This window comes from Halovenus amylolytica (assembly GCA_004015825.1).
Lineage (GTDB): Archaea > Halobacteriota > Halobacteria > Halobacteriales > Haloarculaceae > Halovenus > Halovenus amylolytica.
In genome coordinates, this window is the sequence record SAYS01000027.1 from 19,761 (window position 1) to 37,135 (window position 17,375).

12 protein-coding genes and 2 pseudogenes are annotated in these 17,375 nt (G+C 51.7%); 6 read left to right on the forward strand and 8 right to left on the reverse strand.

Annotation, left to right across the window (positions count from 1 at the left end):
• Positions 1-81 precede the first annotated feature (81 nt).
• Positions 82-1,515, forward strand: coding sequence for an MBL fold metallo-hydrolase (locus tag EOW68_RS16960; protein ID WP_128226349.1), 1,434 nt, complete (start codon positions 82-84; stop codon positions 1,513-1,515).
• Complete coding sequence (locus tag EOW68_RS16965) at positions 1,512-1,796, forward strand: DUF3006 domain-containing protein (RefSeq protein ID WP_128226350.1); 285 nt, start codon at positions 1,512-1,514, stop codon at positions 1,794-1,796. The genes EOW68_RS16960 and EOW68_RS16965 overlap by 4 nt, the downstream gene beginning before the upstream one ends.
• Positions 1,797-1,975: 179 nt before the next feature.
• Here the strand turns inward: EOW68_RS16965 and EOW68_RS16970 are convergent.
• The 3 genes and pseudogenes from EOW68_RS16970 to EOW68_RS16980 form a co-directional block, all read right to left on the reverse strand.
• Positions 1,976-2,146: pseudogene (locus EOW68_RS16970) on the reverse strand (transposase); the annotation flags it as partial.
• Between the two features lie 137 nt (positions 2,147-2,283).
• Positions 2,284-2,721, reverse strand: a complete 438-nt coding sequence (locus EOW68_RS16975; protein WP_128226351.1) for a toxin-antitoxin system TumE family protein — start codon at positions 2,719-2,721, stop codon at positions 2,284-2,286.
• The gene (locus EOW68_RS16980) at positions 2,714-3,283 is read right to left on the reverse strand and encodes a DUF7342 family protein (RefSeq protein WP_128226352.1); all 570 of its coding nucleotides are present in this window, start codon (positions 3,281-3,283) and stop codon (positions 2,714-2,716) included. Before EOW68_RS16980 ends, EOW68_RS16975 begins: the two co-directional genes overlap by 8 nt.
• A gap of 386 nt (positions 3,284-3,669) precedes the next feature.
• On the opposite strand from EOW68_RS16980, the gene EOW68_RS16985 reads away from it, so the two are divergent.
• A complete protein-coding gene (locus tag EOW68_RS16985) occupies positions 3,670-4,767 on the forward strand; it encodes a tyrosine-type recombinase/integrase (protein ID WP_128226353.1) in 1,098 nt (365 codons plus the stop codon).
• Between the two features lie 124 nt (positions 4,768-4,891).
• Here EOW68_RS16985 and EOW68_RS16990 read toward each other — a convergent pair whose 3' ends face one another.
• Positions 4,892-5,095 (reverse strand): plastocyanin/azurin family copper-binding protein, encoded by a 204-nt coding sequence (locus EOW68_RS16990; protein ID WP_128226361.1) that lies wholly within the window; start codon positions 5,093-5,095, stop codon positions 4,892-4,894.
• 162 nt (positions 5,096-5,257) lie between these two features.
• Between EOW68_RS16990 and EOW68_RS18975 the strand changes: the two genes are divergently transcribed.
• The 3 genes from EOW68_RS18975 (at position 5,258) to EOW68_RS17000 (ending at position 7,998) form a co-directional block, all read left to right on the forward strand.
• The gene (locus tag EOW68_RS18975) at positions 5,258-5,371 is read left to right on the forward strand and encodes a DLW-39 family protein (protein WP_407040447.1); all 114 of its coding nucleotides are present in this window, start codon (positions 5,258-5,260) and stop codon (positions 5,369-5,371) included.
• A gap of 117 nt (positions 5,372-5,488) precedes the next feature.
• Positions 5,489-6,673 (forward strand): ISH3 family transposase, encoded by a 1,185-nt coding sequence (locus EOW68_RS16995; protein ID WP_407040446.1) that lies wholly within the window; start codon positions 5,489-5,491, stop codon positions 6,671-6,673.
• 329 nt (positions 6,674-7,002) lie between these two features.
• A complete protein-coding gene (locus EOW68_RS17000) occupies positions 7,003-7,998 on the forward strand; it encodes an FG-GAP repeat protein (RefSeq protein WP_128226355.1) in 996 nt (331 codons plus the stop codon).
• A 705-nt stretch (positions 7,999-8,703) separates the two neighbouring features.
• On the opposite strand, the pseudogene EOW68_RS17005 reads toward EOW68_RS17000, so the two are convergent.
• From EOW68_RS17005 to EOW68_RS17020, 4 genes and pseudogenes are all read right to left on the reverse strand, one after another.
• Positions 8,704-9,525 (reverse strand): annotated as a pseudogene (locus EOW68_RS17005) (IS110 family RNA-guided transposase); the annotation flags it as partial.
• A gap of 133 nt (positions 9,526-9,658) precedes the next feature.
• The gene (locus tag EOW68_RS17010; protein WP_407040445.1) at positions 9,659-11,848 is read right to left on the reverse strand and encodes a VWA domain-containing protein; all 2,190 of its coding nucleotides are present in this window, start codon (positions 11,846-11,848) and stop codon (positions 9,659-9,661) included.
• Positions 11,849-12,009: 161 nt separating this feature from the next.
• Entirely contained in the window at positions 12,010-15,897 is a 3,888-nt protein-coding gene (locus EOW68_RS17015) for a PEGA domain-containing protein (RefSeq protein WP_431359027.1), read from the reverse strand.
• Between the two features lie 68 nt (positions 15,898-15,965).
• The gene (locus EOW68_RS17020) at positions 15,966-16,733 is read right to left on the reverse strand and encodes a double zinc ribbon domain-containing protein (protein WP_128226358.1); all 768 of its coding nucleotides are present in this window, start codon (positions 16,731-16,733) and stop codon (positions 15,966-15,968) included.
• Positions 16,734-17,375: the final 642 nt, after the last annotated feature.

Sequence of the window (17,375 nt, forward strand, 5' to 3'; positions counted from 1 at the left end):
AAGCGCTGGAGTCATTTGAGTGTCAAGTTGGGAACGCGCTGACACCCCTGCATCTATACCGCCGGCTCCCAATCGTCGGGTATGAAGCTGTCTCGCTCGCTCGCACTTATCCTACTGGCAATCCTGGTTATTCTGTCTGGATGCGCAACGTTATCCGATGCTGGCGGAGAAGATGCCCCAACAGATATCGAACAGGATGACTCACCTAGCGAGTTCGAGGCGAATGGTACACTGGCTGTCCATAATATCAATGTCGGCCAGTCCGCCGCGACGTTGGTTGTCGGACCAACCGGTGAGACGATGCTCATCGATACTGGCCATTTCAACGATAACGGCGAGCATGTCCTCTCCTACCTACAACGTCATGATATCGACCGGATCGACTATCTCGTCACCTCGCATAATGACGCCGATCACATCGGCGGGAACGCCGTTATCATCGAGTATTACGAAACTGAAGCGGATGGTGTTGGCACAGTCTACGATCCAGGGATTCCTGCCAGTACCAACACCTACAATGAGTACCTCGATGCTGTCGAGGAATATAACGTCCAGTTGTTCAGGACTCAGGAAAGAGATTCCATTCCGTTCGAGGACGTCGACGTAGATGTGCTTGGCCCACCGGAAGAGTATCTCAGTGGTGAGGATCGCAACGAGAACAGTATTGTCCTGCGGTTTGCATACGGACAGACGAGTTTCCTCTATACCGGCGATGCTGAGGAGCAACAGGAGTCGTATCTGGTTGAAGAGTATGGTTCCGCGCTCAATTCGACGATCTACAAGGCGGGCCATCACGGCAGCAGCAGTTCCAGTAGCGATGCATTGGTAGACGCGGCGGATCCACAGGTAGCGGTCATTTCGAGTGCTTATGACTCCCAGTACGGCCACCCTCACGATGAAGTCCTCCAGATTTTCGCCGACCGGTCGATCACGACCTACTGGACGGCGACACATGGCGACGTGGTCTTTGTCTCGAATGGTGAGGGTGTCTCGATCCGGACACAGCAGTCAGCGCCAACTGACCCGCTGTCGCTGTTCGATGGCGACCCAATCGAACCGGGCACGAACGGGGAGGTGAGTGAACGCGAGCAGATCGGTGCCGGCCCGATCGAGGACACGACAGACACGACGGACACCAACACTGACGCTGACACCGACGACGACAGCGACACGGATACTGGTGGAGAGCTTGCGATCCAGACAATCCACGCCGATGCAGCGGGCGACGATCGTGAGAATCTCAATGACGAGTACATTGTTTTCGAGAACACCGGTGATGAAGCGTTGGCACTGGGCAGCTGGACAGTCGAAGACGAAGTCGGGAAGCAGTACACGTTCCCGACTGAATTCACACTCGAACCCGGGGCATCGGTGACGGTACGGACCGGCAGTGGGACTGACACCGAGACAGAACTGTACTGGGATGCCGGCAGTCCAGTCTGGAACAATGGCGGCGATACCGTTATTGTCAGGACCAGTGAAGGAGAACGTGTGCTGATGGAGGAGTACTCATGATCCCCGACGGAGCGTACACGGCTGTTGTCGACCGGATCGAAGACGGCCTCGCAGCCGTGCTCCTCGAAGAGGATGGGGCGGACGCCTACGAACTGCTTGTCGACCCAGCAGCGTTGCCCGAGGATGGGCAGCACGCCGATGCCGTGCTCACAGTCGAAGTGCAGGACGGAGAATTACATGGTGCGACCTACAATGCGAGCAAAACAGAGGAACGACGCGAATCAGCCCAGAGTCGGTTCGACCGGTTGTCTGAACGGCCTCCCTCAGACGAAGATGAGTGAGCCGTCTTTGGAGAGACTAATATAATAGCTGCAAGGTTCCAGTATCGTCTCAAATACAGGAGCCACACACCACCATTGCAAGTGAAGCAAGCCTGTCATAGAAAGGGTCTTACGGAGTGGCCAGCGCTTAGTACAGGTCAAGATGTTACTGGCGAAATGTGTTGCTTATCAGAAATCCATCAGAGTTGCCGTGCAAGAGGGAGAAAGCAGTGTTCTGTCCCCTCGATATACCGTTCAATCACTCCCTCCGACACCACTCCCGTTGTCCTCACGTAGTACCCAACCTTCCGGAACCCACCGCCGGAAAAATACGCCTCTTGGATCTCAGGATACCGCTTCAGTAAGTGCTGTCATTTTCTTACCAAACAATAGAATTTAGAAGCAAACAAATGTTTGGTAAGACCTCGGCACCCACCCCCCCAGCGTCCGCAATCCCGGTTAGAGATCATTGCGGAAATGTTGTGAGTACTCCCTGTACTGGTGAGAACTACTCGGTCCAGAATGCCTCGATCCGTTCGTCAAGATGGGTGAGTATGGTGGCAAGAACCTCCCGCCACTCGTTTGGATAGTCAGTGTCCTCGCCCGGTGTCCGTGCATCCGGAGGCGGATGGACGTGTTCGCGAGTGTTATGATCGTTTGGGTGACGATCCCAGCGACATTCCCAAGAATCGTTTGTCTGGTATTGCTCGGAGTAGTGGATGCTGAAGTCGTCGGTTTCGAACCACCGGATTCGAAGAGACGCACGCGCAACCCCGCCAGGAAAGTAACCAAGATTGTAGTCTGCGACGACAGTGGTGGGCGCATATGCGGGACGCGACTGAACATCATCAAACCGAGCAGTTCTAGAAAGGTATGCAGCAATCTGATCAAGCAGTTCTGTATCAACCGGGCCCGTCCGAGGCGGGTCGGACGGAGAGTCAGGCATCGATTCCACGAGGAGTGCTCCCCGAGACTGGGCTGTCACGCCGCGCCGCGTCAAGGAGAGCAGCTCTGCGTTTGAGGGTTTTCCATTCGGAAAGCCCCTCCCAGGCGTCTTCGGTTGGCATATCTTGGCTTGCTTCGACGAGAGAGACATTGTCGGGATCGTCTGTGTCGAACTGGGATCTGTACTCGTCGATGCGGTCAATGGTGTCCGAGAGTGCCTCGACAATCTCCTGCTCGGAGTATTGTTCACGGATGTGGTTGATACGTCGCCACTGGAAGTACGCCTCGTTGCGTTCGTATCTGACTGGGGGACCGTCGTGGGAATGAACCAGTCCCATCTCGTGGAACCACTCGAGATAGCTTCGGGCAGTTTCGGTATCGCAGTCAGCAAGCTCAGCGATTTCGGACACCTTCGTTGGGGTTCGCAGTCCGGTAACGACAGCAAGGATGCGCTCGCGGATCGGCCCTCCCGTGAGCAGTGAATCGGGGGACTCCAGTTCGTTGAGATCTGGCGGGGATTCGTCGCCGGCATACGCATCGTCTGGAATATCAGTGAGATCCATGTGTGCTGTCTCCGTAATTATCTTAGCATCTGTACAGATATATATCTACTGAGTACTGAATTATTTCTGCTATATCCGAGGATTTCCGAGCGGTCCATGGTAGAAGACCGACTACTGCCACCAGTCACGGCAACCACCCTCGTAATCGCATGTAATCGGTGTCTCAAAGTTTCCGTCTGATAGTCCCCCGTTCTGATATTCAATTATGACCTTTTAGAAAGGTCAAAAATTCGCGGTAATTGGCTATAGCGTTCTATGGTTTATAGAATAGTGATCAGACTGCTGTCTGGCGGTTTTCTCGGGAAACGTGGTGTGTGTAGCCACTCGTGCTTAGTTCAGTAAGACCGAGTGGTTATTAGTCACCCGCCGCCGTCGGGTCAGCACGAATGGTGCAGCCCACTCAGTTCGATGCTACCCCCAGGGATGATGTCCTCGAGGCAGCAATCCAGGATCGACTGGCTGATCTCGACTCAGGGAAGTACAAACGTAACAACGCACACGTACTGCGGCTCTTCGCCGAATGGTTGCGCCGAGAGCGTGGCGTCGAAACAGTCGAGGCAATCGACAGCTATGACCTCCGCCAGTTTGCCCGGGCATTGCGAGCGTGCTTAGATGACGAGGACTCGGAGATCACTGCTGGCAGCACGGTGACGCAGTATTACGACTACGTGGCTGCCTGGCTCGGGTGGGCTGTTCGCGACCAGTATCTCGACCGCAACCCTGCCAGAACAGAGACAGCGACCGAGCCACTGCCCGACGTATCAAGCGAACCCGACCGACAGTTCTGGAGTGAGCGAGAACGCGACGCGATCTGTGCAACGACGGACCAGGTCGTCGATGAAGTGCTTGACAGTGCGGGCAATCGGGATAGGGACCGCTTCAAAGCCTACCGTGATCGTGCACTTGTCTATTTGCTGGCCTACAGCGGGTGTCGTGGTGCAGAAATCGCAGCCGTCAGTGAGGATGAGAAACGCAACGGAGTGGGCTGGACAGATCTGGATCTCAACGATGGGATCATCTTCGTCTACGGGAAGAGCCGCGAGTGGGAAGAGGCACCACTGTTCGAACCGGCGATCGAACCGCTCCGGCGCTGGAAGCAACTGCTCGATCCGCCGACCGATGACTGGCCGGTACTGCCGACAATGCACCTCCCGACACTCTATGGCGAGTTGCCTGCTGATGTCGAGACTTCACCAGACACCGTGTGGGATGATCTCCGAGACAACGGATCCTGTCCGCCGTCACTCGGTACCGATGGTGTCCGGCGGATTTTGAAACGCCTTTGTGCAGATTCACAGTACGAGTTTGCCGAGCCACTCAAACCACACGGCGCACGGCGTGGACTCGGAGACACCCTCTATCAAGAACAGGCCGAACTCGCTCAGGACGCCCTTCGACACAAGAGTATCGAGACGACCCACGAATCCTACAGCGAAGAGCGAACTCGGCGGGTGAAAGAGCGAGGCGACGCACTCTTCGACTAGTTATCGGATCGTCTGTCACGTTACCGTCCTTGATAGTGCATGGGAGGGATCGACATTCAGGACTCTATGATAACATCACACTTCAGGGATTTCAGCGGGATTTTCGTGGAGTCGCCTTCTTGTTTCAGCTGACAACGACGACGCCTTTCATCCCGATTACTTCGTGTGGCGTACAGACGTATTTATACACGCCCTCACTGTCGAATGTATACTCGAATTCGGACCCTTCCTCCTGTACAGTGTCGCTTTCGAAGGCACCATCGTTGTCAACAACATTGTGGAACCCGCCACCATCAGTCCCTTCTGTGTGATTTTCGATGGGACTGATCGCTGGTACTGAATAAAGAGCGCCATTTCAGTACAAGTTCTCGCCTACGTCTTCCGACTCTGAAACTGTTCGTTGGTGTCAAGAGTTCTGGCCAACAGTAGACGACTGCTAGTCCGTAAATAAATCAGAAGACTATTTGATTTACGTGAGCGAGAGAGGTACATGGGAAAACTAAAGAAAGGAATCCTTGCCGCAGTAGCTGTCGTGGTTGGAATTGTAACGCTGAAAAAATTCCGTGGCGGGAACGACGAAGCCGACGAAGAAGTCGTCGAATAGCAGATATTCGCTAGTTGTCCACTCTGGCTCAAAGGACCAGTTACTGACACGTAGTGATCAGAATGACGCGACTGAATCAGTCGCCTGATTCAGCCGCTGTCCGGATTCCTGTGTGTGATGGAGTTCCCAAGACTCAAACGCATCCTCACAGATCCGGACGAGTACATTTCGAACAGGCAGTTGAAGTCTCTTAGCATGGAGTTGCCTGAGCTGATACCGATGGAAGGAATCGAGGGCTCCGGCCTCGATTCCGAGGAGATCATGGAAGTCGTCTTACGAGCTGCTGTTGACACAACCTCAGTCAACGGTGTTACGACGAACACTGAGGACACGCCAAACCGCGAGCCAGTGATGGACTGGTTGCACACCTTGGAGAAAGAGCCGATGCTTGATGCTGTCAACGATGTCCTCGCACTGGTGGCGATGACGGTTCTCGACCGCGGCGGGTCGAGAACCATCTGTCTGGACTTCATGGACAATCCGTTCCACGGTCATCCAGACGACGAAGATGAGTTCAGGAGAATGGACGCACGGGACGGAACCACGAAGTGTCACCGGTACTGTACTGCGTTCGTCATCGCACAGGGAAAGCCACTCACACTGGCGGTTGAACCAGTTGACGGTGAGGACAGCAAGGCCGACGCGGTCGAGCGTGTGCTCGCCCGCGTCGAGACATACCCGTTCGAGACCGACCAGATCCTCATGGACAGAGACGCCTTTGTCGGGGAGTTAATCGGTGTTCTTCGGGAGACAGCACCGCCAGTCTTTCCGGTCATAACCCGGAAAGACTCGCTCCGGGAGAAACTCTCCAAGACCGCGTCACACATGACCGAAGAGACGATTTGCGAAGGGAAGGAGCACGAACAGACGTATCCACTGGCGGTGAACGTCACCTATCAGAACGGTGACCGCGGAAAGTCTGGTGTGAAAGCGACAGGATACGCGGCATACGGTCTGGAAGACCGCACGCCCGCGCAAGTCGCTACGACCTACAACAAGCGGTCACGGATAGAGAAGAGCTACGAGAAGTTCCGAGAAGCGCGCGCCCTGACAACAACGCCATCGACGACAATCCGGTTGTTCTACGTGGGGTTTCTGTTAGAGCAGTTGTGGCTCGTGTTACAGTGGGCCGTGCTCGCCCGACCACGGCGTGGCGGGCGAGCACTCCCGAAAACATTCGCGTTTGGTGATGCGTTTCTGCACGGGATCGAACGGGTGTTAGACGACGAACTCAGCTGGAAAGAGGAGTATCGGACGAACGGAGAAGGACTGCCAGCAGGATACGAACACGGACTCGGCTGAGTCGCCTCGCTTCAGGCGAAGCGAGGCTGGCGAACAGCCACAGCTGTCTTCGGAAATTGGTCTGAACGACGACTACAGCCGAGACCAACCAGATTTATGACTTTTTCTCTTGACGATCCGTGGCGTCAGAAGTGTATTTCGTCTCGTATCAGCGACCTTACCGTGTCAGACCGAACTCTTGCTGCCGCCGCGATCAAGAGAGTGGACAACTAGCGACTATACAACCGAGGTGTAAAATCTAACTAAAGACCAATGCGGGCGCATGTTATAATAATTGAATACTTGATTATACTTATAATAACTACATACAGAGAAAGACAGTTCCTTTTATGGTTTCATCACAGAGACGGAGGCTTCTCGCAATAGTTGCAGGTGTTGGAACAGTTGGAATGGCTGGGTGTGGCGCTTTGGAAAGTGACGACACTGATGTAGAAGAGGACTCTCCCGCCAATGAGGATGATAGAAATGAAGATGGAGATGAAAATAATGGTGATGGCTCAGATGCTATTCAATTCTCTTCGTTTGAACAAGTTTCCAAACTTACTGATGAGAACGGTAGGCAGAATAATGAATTTGGCTGCTCAACGTCTATAGCTGCTGACGGCACCACAGCTATCGTTGGGACTGTCATAGGTTCACCAGTCGTGTTCGAAGAAAAAGATGGAAACTGGCAACAGATAACAGATCTCACACCTGATGGGGGAAACACATATGATAGATACGGTGGGGGGGTATCGATAGCATCCAATGGTGCCGTGGCACTTGTTGGAGCCCGCGACGACGGGAATGGGGCGGCGTACATCTTTGAGGAAACTGGTGGAAGCTGGCAACAGGGAGCCAGAATTACCGCTGAGAGTGAAACTTCTGAAGGGTTGGAATTCCCAGTTGGCTATTCGGTGTCACTGGCAAGCGACGGTTCCGCCGCACTCATTGGAGCCCGCATCGACGAAAATGGGGCGGCGTACGTCTTTGAGGAAACTGGTGGAAACTGGCAACAGGTAGCCAAACTTACTGCCAATGACGGCGATCAAGGCGATGCGTTTGGCTATTCGGTGTCACTGGCAAGTGACGGTTCCGCCGCACTCATTGGAGCAGCGCGTGACGAGGACCCAAACGGCGAGCAGGCAGGGTCAGCGTATGTCTTCAAAGACACAGGAGGTCAATGGCAACAGGTAGCCAAACTCACTGCCAATGACGGCGATCAAGGCGATGGGTTCGGCTTCTCGGCGTCACTGGCAAGCGACGGTTCCGCCGCACTCATTGGAGCAGTGGCTGACGAGGACCCAAACGGAAGGTTTGCAGGTTCTGCGTACGTTTTCAAATAAAATGAACTGTTAAACGCCAACGCACTCTATATATTAGCAGACAGTTTGAATTACACGAATGATTCAGTCGCTTCATTCTGACCGCTATTTGTTAGCAACTGGTCCCTTGAGCCAGAGTGGACAACTAGCGATATTGGAGTACAGTATACTGAGTCAGCCCGCCGGTCGTTCACGTCCGATAACTGGCGTGTCTCTCTGTCCGTTTGCTCTGACATCCTCGTGATAGATATATCGGCCCTGTTGCAATTCTTAAAACCTGCTCGGAATCGCTGCTACATACAGAGATCGTATCCAGTAGATCATTCTAGAACTACCACCAGGTGGAATTCTGTGAAACCTTGGGGGCAGTAATTAGTTGTTCGACTGAGAGAGTCGGAGTATGAATACGGGCATCCTCAAAGCATATATCAACCACTTTCTGCCGCGTGAAGTGTCCAGTGTCAACGGTGGATACTCACACGCCAAATGCTTACTTTGGTCGGGGATCATCCGTCTTTACCTATGGAAATTCTGCTACCTAAATAAACCACCGTGAGCGACATAATTGTTACCATGAAACAAGGCTGTACTGAGGATAGGTACGAGAACCACAATACCACGACCCGATACAATCCTGAGACTGTGGCAGGCGGAAGACATCTTGTGCTGTAGCTGTGGCTGGTGCGGCCTACGACCCGGCCTGCGAGCGCCGCCGCTCGGCGGTGCTCAGCTACTTACACCTGGTGGATCATACACCTCCTCTCGATCAAGCATGTGGTAGATAGAGACGAGCAGTTTCCGAGCCGTCGCAACAATTGCTTTCTGCGACCCTTTCTTTCCCGCTAACCGATCGTAGAATCGGCTCAAATACGCATCTTCACAGGTATGGACAGCTGTACGTGCACACTGGACGAGGATCCAACGTAATTGGCGTGATCCTCGTTTCGAAATCCCACCCTTGATCCGCGAGTCGCCGGACTCGCGGATCACTGGGTTCAATCCAGCGTAGCTCACCACTTCTTTGTCTCGGTCAAACCGATCCACCTCGCCAACCTATGCGTAGATCATCAGCGCCGAATAGTAGCTCACGCCAGGAATCGACATGAGCAGCTGGGTCTCGCGCAGAGACCCAGCGCGGTCTTCGATTGCAGCTTCAAGCCGGTCAATCTCATCGGTGAGGGTTTCGATTATCTCCAGATACGACGTGAGTAACTCGTCCCACGGCGTCGGGAGCGAGAGGTCCCGCAGGGACTCTCGCCCCGAGACACTCAGCGGCTTGATATCTTCAGTGATCCCGTGTTCGGAAAGGAGACCGTGTACCTTGTTCGCAAAATTGGTTCGGTTCTCGACCAACTTCTGTCGCCCGCGCACGAGTGCGCAGGCTTCCCTGATCTGTTCTGGCGGGACGTACCTTTCTGGCACTGCATCAAGCCGAACCATCCGAGCTAACTCTTTGGCATCGATACGATCAGTCTTTTTGTCAGTGTCAGCGATCAGCGTCAGCTTGGTTGGATGAGCAACGGCCACATCCAAATGTTCCGACAGCGTATAGTTGCCAGCAGGGACGCAATCCATACGCCGAACTCAAACGAGTTGTCCGCGACAATGAGATGGTTTCACGAAATTACGCTGTACCGACCGTAGAATTCTCGGGGGTAACACGTACAATCAGAATTACTCCTTACACCGATTCATTTGTTGGTTCCAACCATCGTAAAACGGTATACATTACACCTGCCATTAGTATGAGAGCTCCCGCAAGTGGACCATACTCTTGGATTATATCAAAATACGAAGCTTCAGACTGGTATGGTTTAGCAGGAGAATCGATAACAGTGGATACACTAACATGATCAATGAATTCGCGCTTGAGTTCTTCATATTCACCACCTTCTACAATTGTTTTGAATTCGTACTCTCCAATTTCTGTCGGGTGGAAGTAACCCGAGTATATGCCATCGTTTGTGATATCATCTGGTCCGGAACCATTGTCGTCCAGCGAGAGTTCAATTATATCGTCATTCGCACCAGATGGCGGGGTAATTTCAGCATGTGCATTGGCGCCCACATATCGTTCGAAACCTTCGGAAACTAGAAGTTGAATCCGGAGAAGCCCTGTCGCTTCGTACAAGTCATCAGATACGAAAAGCTCGCCGTCCACGGTTGAATCCGCAGTTGCTTGTGTGAGCGTCTCCTGGGGAGCATCGACCTGGATTACCTCAACCTCGTAATTCCATTGACCCGGTTCGGGATCTTTGACTGACCAAACTTCGTGAGCCCCACCTTCACGGTGAGCTACGTCCCCGCGCTCCACTATCTCGTTTCCATTCGGATCCACTACTATCAGATTCATATCGCTTCCCTCGTATGACAGCGAAAATTGGGCATCTTCGCAACTACTGTCAACCTTGCAGTCGTCTTCGATACGGTCCCCTTGATCAAGCCTCTCTTCGGCACTCGAAAGGGTCTGACGGTTCTGCGCGTCCTCCGCCAATTCGAAGTAGAATCGTCTCAGTTCCTCGATATTTGGGTCAATTTCGACGTCCCCTCCAGTTTGATCGGCGATATATTTTAGCTGCTGTTCATCGATGTCCGCTCCAATACCAATAGTAAATACTTTGATACCGGCATTTCGAATTTCCGGTAATACGTTGTCAACGTATGGGGGTTCGTTTTCTTTGCCGTCAGAAAGGAGTATCATCGTTTTCTCACCCGATTCATCCGCAATCGTTTCCATTCCGAGTCGCATTCCACCCCCTATCGTTGTCCCTCCCCCTGCTACAAGCCCTCGTACACTTCCTTTCAATTCACTCCGTGCAACATTGTCAACTTCCGTCAAAGGGTGTACAACATTAGCACTCGAGTTGAATTCGACGAGACTCGTTTGATAGTCTTCTTCAATCAGATCCATGACTGGAACCAAACTCTCTCGCAGGGCTTCTATGCGGGACATTGGCGTTCCGTCGCTGCGAGTCATACCGGCGTCACGCTCGCTCATACTTCCGGACGTATCGACAACAATGGCGACATTCACCGGACCAGTCGTGTCTAATTGTCCGTCATCATCCCACGAATGCGAAAGCGTTCCACCGACGAGAATATCGTGTTCCTCGCTCTGTAATTTGTGTCGCCGTACGACGTCGTCAGAGGAGACTGTCGAGTCAGATACCCTCCCCCGTTTTGTGACGACTGATCCACCAGTGGGGCGTAATAGATCATCTTCGTACTCTAGCGCATTGACCGATGTCGTTAACCGCGGCTGTGGGTGTTGTTGCAGACCAGTGAAAACGGCTGCAGCGTTACGATCCCACTCCGTATCAGGAGTCCGGAGGGTGTCTTTGGTTTCGGTGGTTCCAATATCCAGATACCCACCATCTGGGGCAGTTTCGAGATGACTATCATCCCCGTTCGTATGCCGAACAGTCGCATCGAAATCGATCACACTCCCTGGCTCCGGCGTCTCCACTGCGGGTATAACAGCGAACATGAACGGAGCATGACCGTAAAGATCGTAGAACAACCGATCGGACGGAATAGCTCCAGCTTCGGTTTCCCCTTCGTCGATGTCAGGGCTATAGTAGTCGTCGTGAATCCCGGTTACCCACGCAATGACATGAGTGTTGAAGAAGCCATCGGGGAGAGTGACGGATCCGTGCAGTGGCCATGCGTGGGGTGCGAACAACTGTGAAAACGCATCCGCACCAGTGTAATCGAATTCATCCCAGTCGAAACCTGTTTTGAGCACATCGAACTCTTCAAGCGTTTCCGCGACTTCCATCACCAGTGCCGTGGACGAGATTTCGTGGCCGACAACCGGCGCGTCCGTTTCGTTGAGTTGGATGAACCGATCGCTGATCCATCCGACCGTCACGTTAGTGGGGAACGCGGACGAATCGATATCGTGGTACGTTCCGGTCTCGTCGTCTCCCGAGGTCTGTAACGGTACGGAGCCGGATCGTTTTCCCATCGGAATGGTTGGTAAAACTGGAACTGTTGCCGATCGTTTCAGATACGTTCTTCTTTTCATAATTACTATTGGTTGTTTTCGTTATTTTCCTCGGAAGTGAGCCGTCGTTTTATAAGATATCCGGCGCTACCGAATCCAGCGAGCGCACTCACTACTACGACATCGAGATGTGATCTGATCTCATCAAGAAGTGCATCCTCATCATCAGTCCCGCCATCATCTGATCCGCTATCGACGTCTGTGGAGGATTTTTCTTCCTCAAGAGGGTGCAACTCAAACGAGACGACAGTCGTCTCGCCAGCATCGATCGAGACCTCATCCCACACAGGTTCATACTCCTCGTTTATGACTGCTATTTCGTAGGTCCCAATGGGGAGGTCTGCGTTCAATGGCGTTACTCCTAATATTTCACCATCCACTGTCACCATCGCTTCCTCTGGCGTGGAGGTTACATCTAATTCCCCCATTGGCTTTTCAACAGCGAACGCATTCGAGTCGCGCTTGCTATTGAGCTGTGTTGTCAGGTTGTCTGGGTCGGTTTCAAGCCACACCTCGGTAACCATATCGTACGTCCCCTCCGGAATTTCCTCGGTTACCTCCCAGGATAGCGTGACTTCCTGGGATTCGCCTGGTCCAATTGAGACCTCTTTCGAATCAATCGGCCAATCAACGACAGGCGATCCTGGGGTCTCTTCGATCAGTAGCGTTATCAAGAGTGATTCAGGCGTATCACCTTCATTTGTGACTGTTAGATTCGATTTGATATCGTCACCTGGCGTGACAACTCTTTCTTGACCGGAAAATGAATGAGAATCTTGGGCTTCGTGTTGATTTTTACGACCATCGCCCCCGTGATTACTGAGAGGCGTGATTTCAGGTTCGTTCTCCTGCTTATCCAAGGCACTGACAATATTTGGGAAGCTAACCGATATATTCGGAAGATCCAAAACAGTTGATTTGCTCACGGTGAGGATGGTATCTTGATCGCTTGTATTCAGATTGCTCACGATGCGTTCCGGATAGGTTCGGATTGATAGATCGATCGAAATTTCTCCCTCTGCTGGCAACTGTTCGAGTGGAATCGTAATACTGGTATCCTCATTCCAGCCAAGTGGCTCCTCGAATTCAAGTATTGGAGCTTGAGTCCTCGTTTCTGTTGCACTGGGGGACGTATCATTAGAACCGGAAGTAGTGATTTCGCCAGTAACATAGAATGTGTGTGGTTTTACGCCGGGATTTTTGAAATTGCTTATTTCAAACGATGTAATTCTATTGTTTTCATCAGTCACGAACGAACTCGTTCTTGTTACATAATCTATAATTTTAGACAGACCTCCCCCTGCTGAAAGTACATCGTGTTCGGGTAGCATGTGGTTGGGGAACCACTGACCGGGATCATTCCATCTCTTAGAACGTTGATGAGGGAATGGTCCTCCTTCTAGCAGGACTCCCTCAGATTTGAATTTACCTGCAAAATCTCGCCAGTCTTCGCCCTCAGAATCCGAGAGCATAACGAGGTCGTAGTCACCATCTTCGAAAGACCAAGTCGTAGCACTTCCCGTTTCATCGCCAAAGAAGCCACCGACCGGACCAAGTGTGTCTGTTGGTTTGATATTTATTTCAGAAATAGCAGCATCTGACACATAAAGATGATATTGCCATTTAGGAAGCCACCGGTATTGACCGGGAATATTTCCTTCGTACTTGTCACTTTGCGTATTAACGAGGAATGATGAATGTGCTCCCTTCGCGGGATACACATCTAATGGTCCTTCCTTGGCCTGGTGTGCAACCTTTTGCCACCGCATGAACTCTCCACTGTAGTGTTGGGCGGCCGCAACCCATTGCGGTCCGGTTTGATCGAACAAAATCGTCACCGTTTCGAGATCAGAGGCGTGTGCCGCTAATACACTCTTAATCGCATCGGTGTCAGTTAGACTCTTAATCGCATCGGTAGTATCCGTTGTCACGTCTCCTTTCTTTGGATCAAACAGATAGAATGCCCAGTACGTTAACGCAACGTACTCTTCTCCGTCGTATTCCGTCCCAGTCACACTCGCGTGGATTGTAGGGGGATACTCCTTCTGATAGTTTTGATAGGCCTGTTCTGGATTATCTGTCTGACCACTCTTCAAAAACAGTTCGTTCGCTTGGTTCGTGATTTCGTAGTCTGGATCGAGTGTTTCGTCACCGAGGGTGAGGAGCGTGATGTCTTCAATTCTCTGTTTATTTGGGACGACAGTAGTGGCGGTGATTGATGTTTCCGGAGTCGTCCGGAAGCGAAGTTCGGAATTCTCGACGAACGCTTCAAACCGGGTCGGGAAGTACTTTTCATCACTATGAAAATGATAGACAGGCGCGTAGGCTTCAGCAAGTTCCGAAGCGGTTTCGATACCATCAACTGCGAACCCTGGGTATTCTCCATCATCCATCTTGTCATGCGTCAGCCAATCCGAGTCGACAGAAATCTCGATTTGATCACGATTAACTACTGATCCGTCCGCATTCCTGATTTCAATTTCGAGCGTATAGGTGCCGGGTACGTCGGGCCGGAGTACTGCATGCGTTTTCTCTTTCGTCTCTTTATTTTTTATCACACCAATACCTGGCACAAATTCTCCGTTCGGTGTCTCCGCCTCGTTCTCACCATGTAGCAATCCTGGTGAACTTCCGGAGGGCATATCGACAACCCGCCATCGATATTCGTACTCATTTTCATCTGGGTCTGTTACCTGTACAGTAACTGGCGATTTGACCGTCGTTTTTTCTCTCGTTATTGCGATGTCTACGGAATCAGATTCCTCACCAGCTTTGGCTACCCAAGCGGTTGGGTTGCTGCTAGTACCCGTCGTGAACCCACCTATCGAATATCCTTGGCCGATCTTGACAACCTTATTGAATCGGTCGCGACCACTGTCACCGTAGGTTTGCTCTCCTACTAGTTCGCCATCAGTATGAATATGGAGTAGCCAACCCACGTCCCCATCGTCCTTATCTTCTGTCCATCCGCCGAGGATGTAGCCCTCATCCATCGCCTTGTTGATCGATACCAGCGCGTCGTGTCCGGTTCCCCCGTAGGTCCGTTCCCATTCAACATCGCCGCGAAGGTCAACTTTCACGACCCATGCTCGAGGTTCATCCTGTCCAGGTGGCTGGGTCGTACCCGCGAATGCAAAACCGCCATCGTCGGTTTCGATCAGACTGTATCCGATCCTGCTGCCGGACGCACCGTACGTTTTACTCCACTCGAGGTCGCCGTCACGGTCGACAACCCCTAGCCACGCGTGTCCTTCATCATCCTCACCGGCTCGTGTACCCACGAATGCATACTTGCTGTCACCAGTTGTCGCAACGTCGTAGATTTCACCCGCAGACCCGTCTTCCATCGTCGTTGACCACTCTTCAAAGCCGTCATCATCGATCTTGACCAGTCGTCCTACGCCGTCACCGAAGGCCCCACCGAGGTAGTGAGTTCCCCCTCCTAGTAGAAACCCACTGGAAACGCCGGGAGTTATCGCATGGGCTGCATCGTTCGTCCCCGGTCTCCCGAGTGACACGGATCGCTCAAGGGTACCGTCGGCACCGGCCAGCCAGACTGTCGTGTCCATAAGATTCGAACCCTCGGACATCGATCCCCCACAGAGCACAAGCGATCCATTATCCGACTCGACAACGCCGAGAGCTGCATCGTTCTGATCGGCGCCAAACGTGCGACCCCAAATCGGTTCGCCGGAAGAGTCTATTTTCTGCAATAGAACGTCTTGTACTCCTGAATCGTTACCTTCCATCCCAGCGCAGGCGATAGCACCATCCTGTGTTTCAACGAGGTCATGGATGACTTGGTTACGATTCGACACGTCGCCAGTCCACTCCCAGGCCAGCGGTGGCAACGATGATCCACTGTCTACCTCTTTATTCTGTTGGGATTCAAACGTATTGTCTTGCAGTTCCAATAACGGGAGAAGCCCCAAACCTGTAATACCCTGCAGTATATTCCGGCGGCTCCGGTTAAAGTTCATCTTCAGTCCGGATTACTAGGATTTGCTGTAGTTTGCCCCTCATTTGCTGTAGTTTGGCCTCCAGTGGCTATTTCGGTACCACAAGATCCACAAAACGCCGCATTCTCTTCCACATCAGCGCTACATTCTGGACAAATGGACACAGAACTGTCTTCGTCATGTTCAACAGCCTTCTTTTGATCAGGAAGGGTCTCTCCGCACTCTGGACAGAAATCTAGACTTGCACGGACTGAGGCAGAGCACGATGGGCAAGTAGTTTTATCTACAGTTACGGATTTAACTTGTTGGGTTAGTATATCTGTGATTTCATCTATGTTTCCAAATATCCGCTGCGCAATGATAACTGTTGGAACTAAAGCAACCAGAAGGAAGAATATATCGTACACCCAGGGTCCAGGATCAGGTATTAAGAATGGCAGAGCAACACCGGTCATTCCATCGTACGCGATAAAGATTGCTACGAGAAACACAATTTGTTTCACTGCTTCGGACATGTCCGAAACTACTTCGGCTGGTCCAGAAAGTACCCGGTTAAGACGTGGTTCCAACTCACGACCGAAATTTACAATGATAGCAATCATTACGAGTGTAATGACCGCAGCAGCCAGCGTTGCAAACGTAATTGCAGTTCCACCTGGTATCTGGGTCTCCAACCCCGGCAGTCGAACGACAATAAATCGTAGAACGAATAAACCAATTAGGGCAAGAAGTAGTTTCACAACTGGTCGAGTGAGCTCTTCAACAACTCGGTCGGGTTCTGATGTTGCCATACCTGATATTTCAATAGGTATATAAAATAAATCCTATTGATCGTTTTCAATATTATTTGTATTCTAGTCAGAATTATAAATATATTATCATTCTCAGGGTTTCGTTGTGTATGGTGTAGGCAACAATAGTCATAACCTGACAGAACTGTCTAACTGTGAGCTATGAGGTCAAAATTATCCTACATAATAAATACCTATATTAATTGAGAGGGAGTTACATTCGAAAAGAATGCTGTTGGTGACCGGGGGCGCAACTGGAACCCAGTGAGGGGTGACAGTTTTGCACATAATACCTTTTTTCCTTCATTATCTCAGATCTTACCTAACTACTTCCCACCTCGATGAAGGCGAATCAAGATGCTTCTCACTGGAGGTGAGGAAGTATGAACTCTCGACGATATTTTTACTAAACAGAACAGCCTAACCCGACTTTAGAACGAATCATACGTTTCAATCAAATCAACAACTGTTTGTTCATTCACACCACGAACAGTGTGCACAATGTCCCTATTTGTCATCCGTCTTTAGCTAAGCCACCTCTGCGGTTCTTGGCTGGATACCGGTAGCCAGTCGTTCCTGAAGCACGAGACGCTGCTGATGGATTTTTTGGGCATCTTCGATTAGCCGATCCAACAGCGGTGG

Coding starts and splice junctions, on each gene's coding strand:
- EOW68_RS16960 (WP_128226349.1), top strand. CDS start 82: ATGAAGCTGTCTCGCTCGCTCGCACTTATCCTACTGGCAATCCTGGTT.
- EOW68_RS16965 (WP_128226350.1), top strand. CDS start 1,512: ATGATCCCCGACGGAGCGTACACGGCTGTTGTCGACCGGATCGAAGAC.
- EOW68_RS16975 (WP_128226351.1), bottom strand. CDS start 2,721: ATGCCTGACTCTCCGTCCGACCCGCCTCGGACGGGCCCGGTTGATACA.
- EOW68_RS16980 (WP_128226352.1), bottom strand. CDS start 3,283: ATGGATCTCACTGATATTCCAGACGATGCGTATGCCGGCGACGAATCC.
- EOW68_RS16985 (WP_128226353.1), top strand. CDS start 3,670: ATGGTGCAGCCCACTCAGTTCGATGCTACCCCCAGGGATGATGTCCTC.
- EOW68_RS18975 (WP_407040447.1), top strand. CDS start 5,258: ATGGGAAAACTAAAGAAAGGAATCCTTGCCGCAGTAGCTGTCGTGGTT.
- EOW68_RS16995 (WP_407040446.1), top strand. CDS start 5,489: ATGGAGTTCCCAAGACTCAAACGCATCCTCACAGATCCGGACGAGTAC.
- EOW68_RS17000 (WP_128226355.1), top strand. CDS start 7,003: ATGGTTTCATCACAGAGACGGAGGCTTCTCGCAATAGTTGCAGGTGTT.
- EOW68_RS17020 (WP_128226358.1), bottom strand. CDS start 16,733: ATGGCAACATCAGAACCCGACCGAGTTGTTGAAGAGCTCACTCGACCA.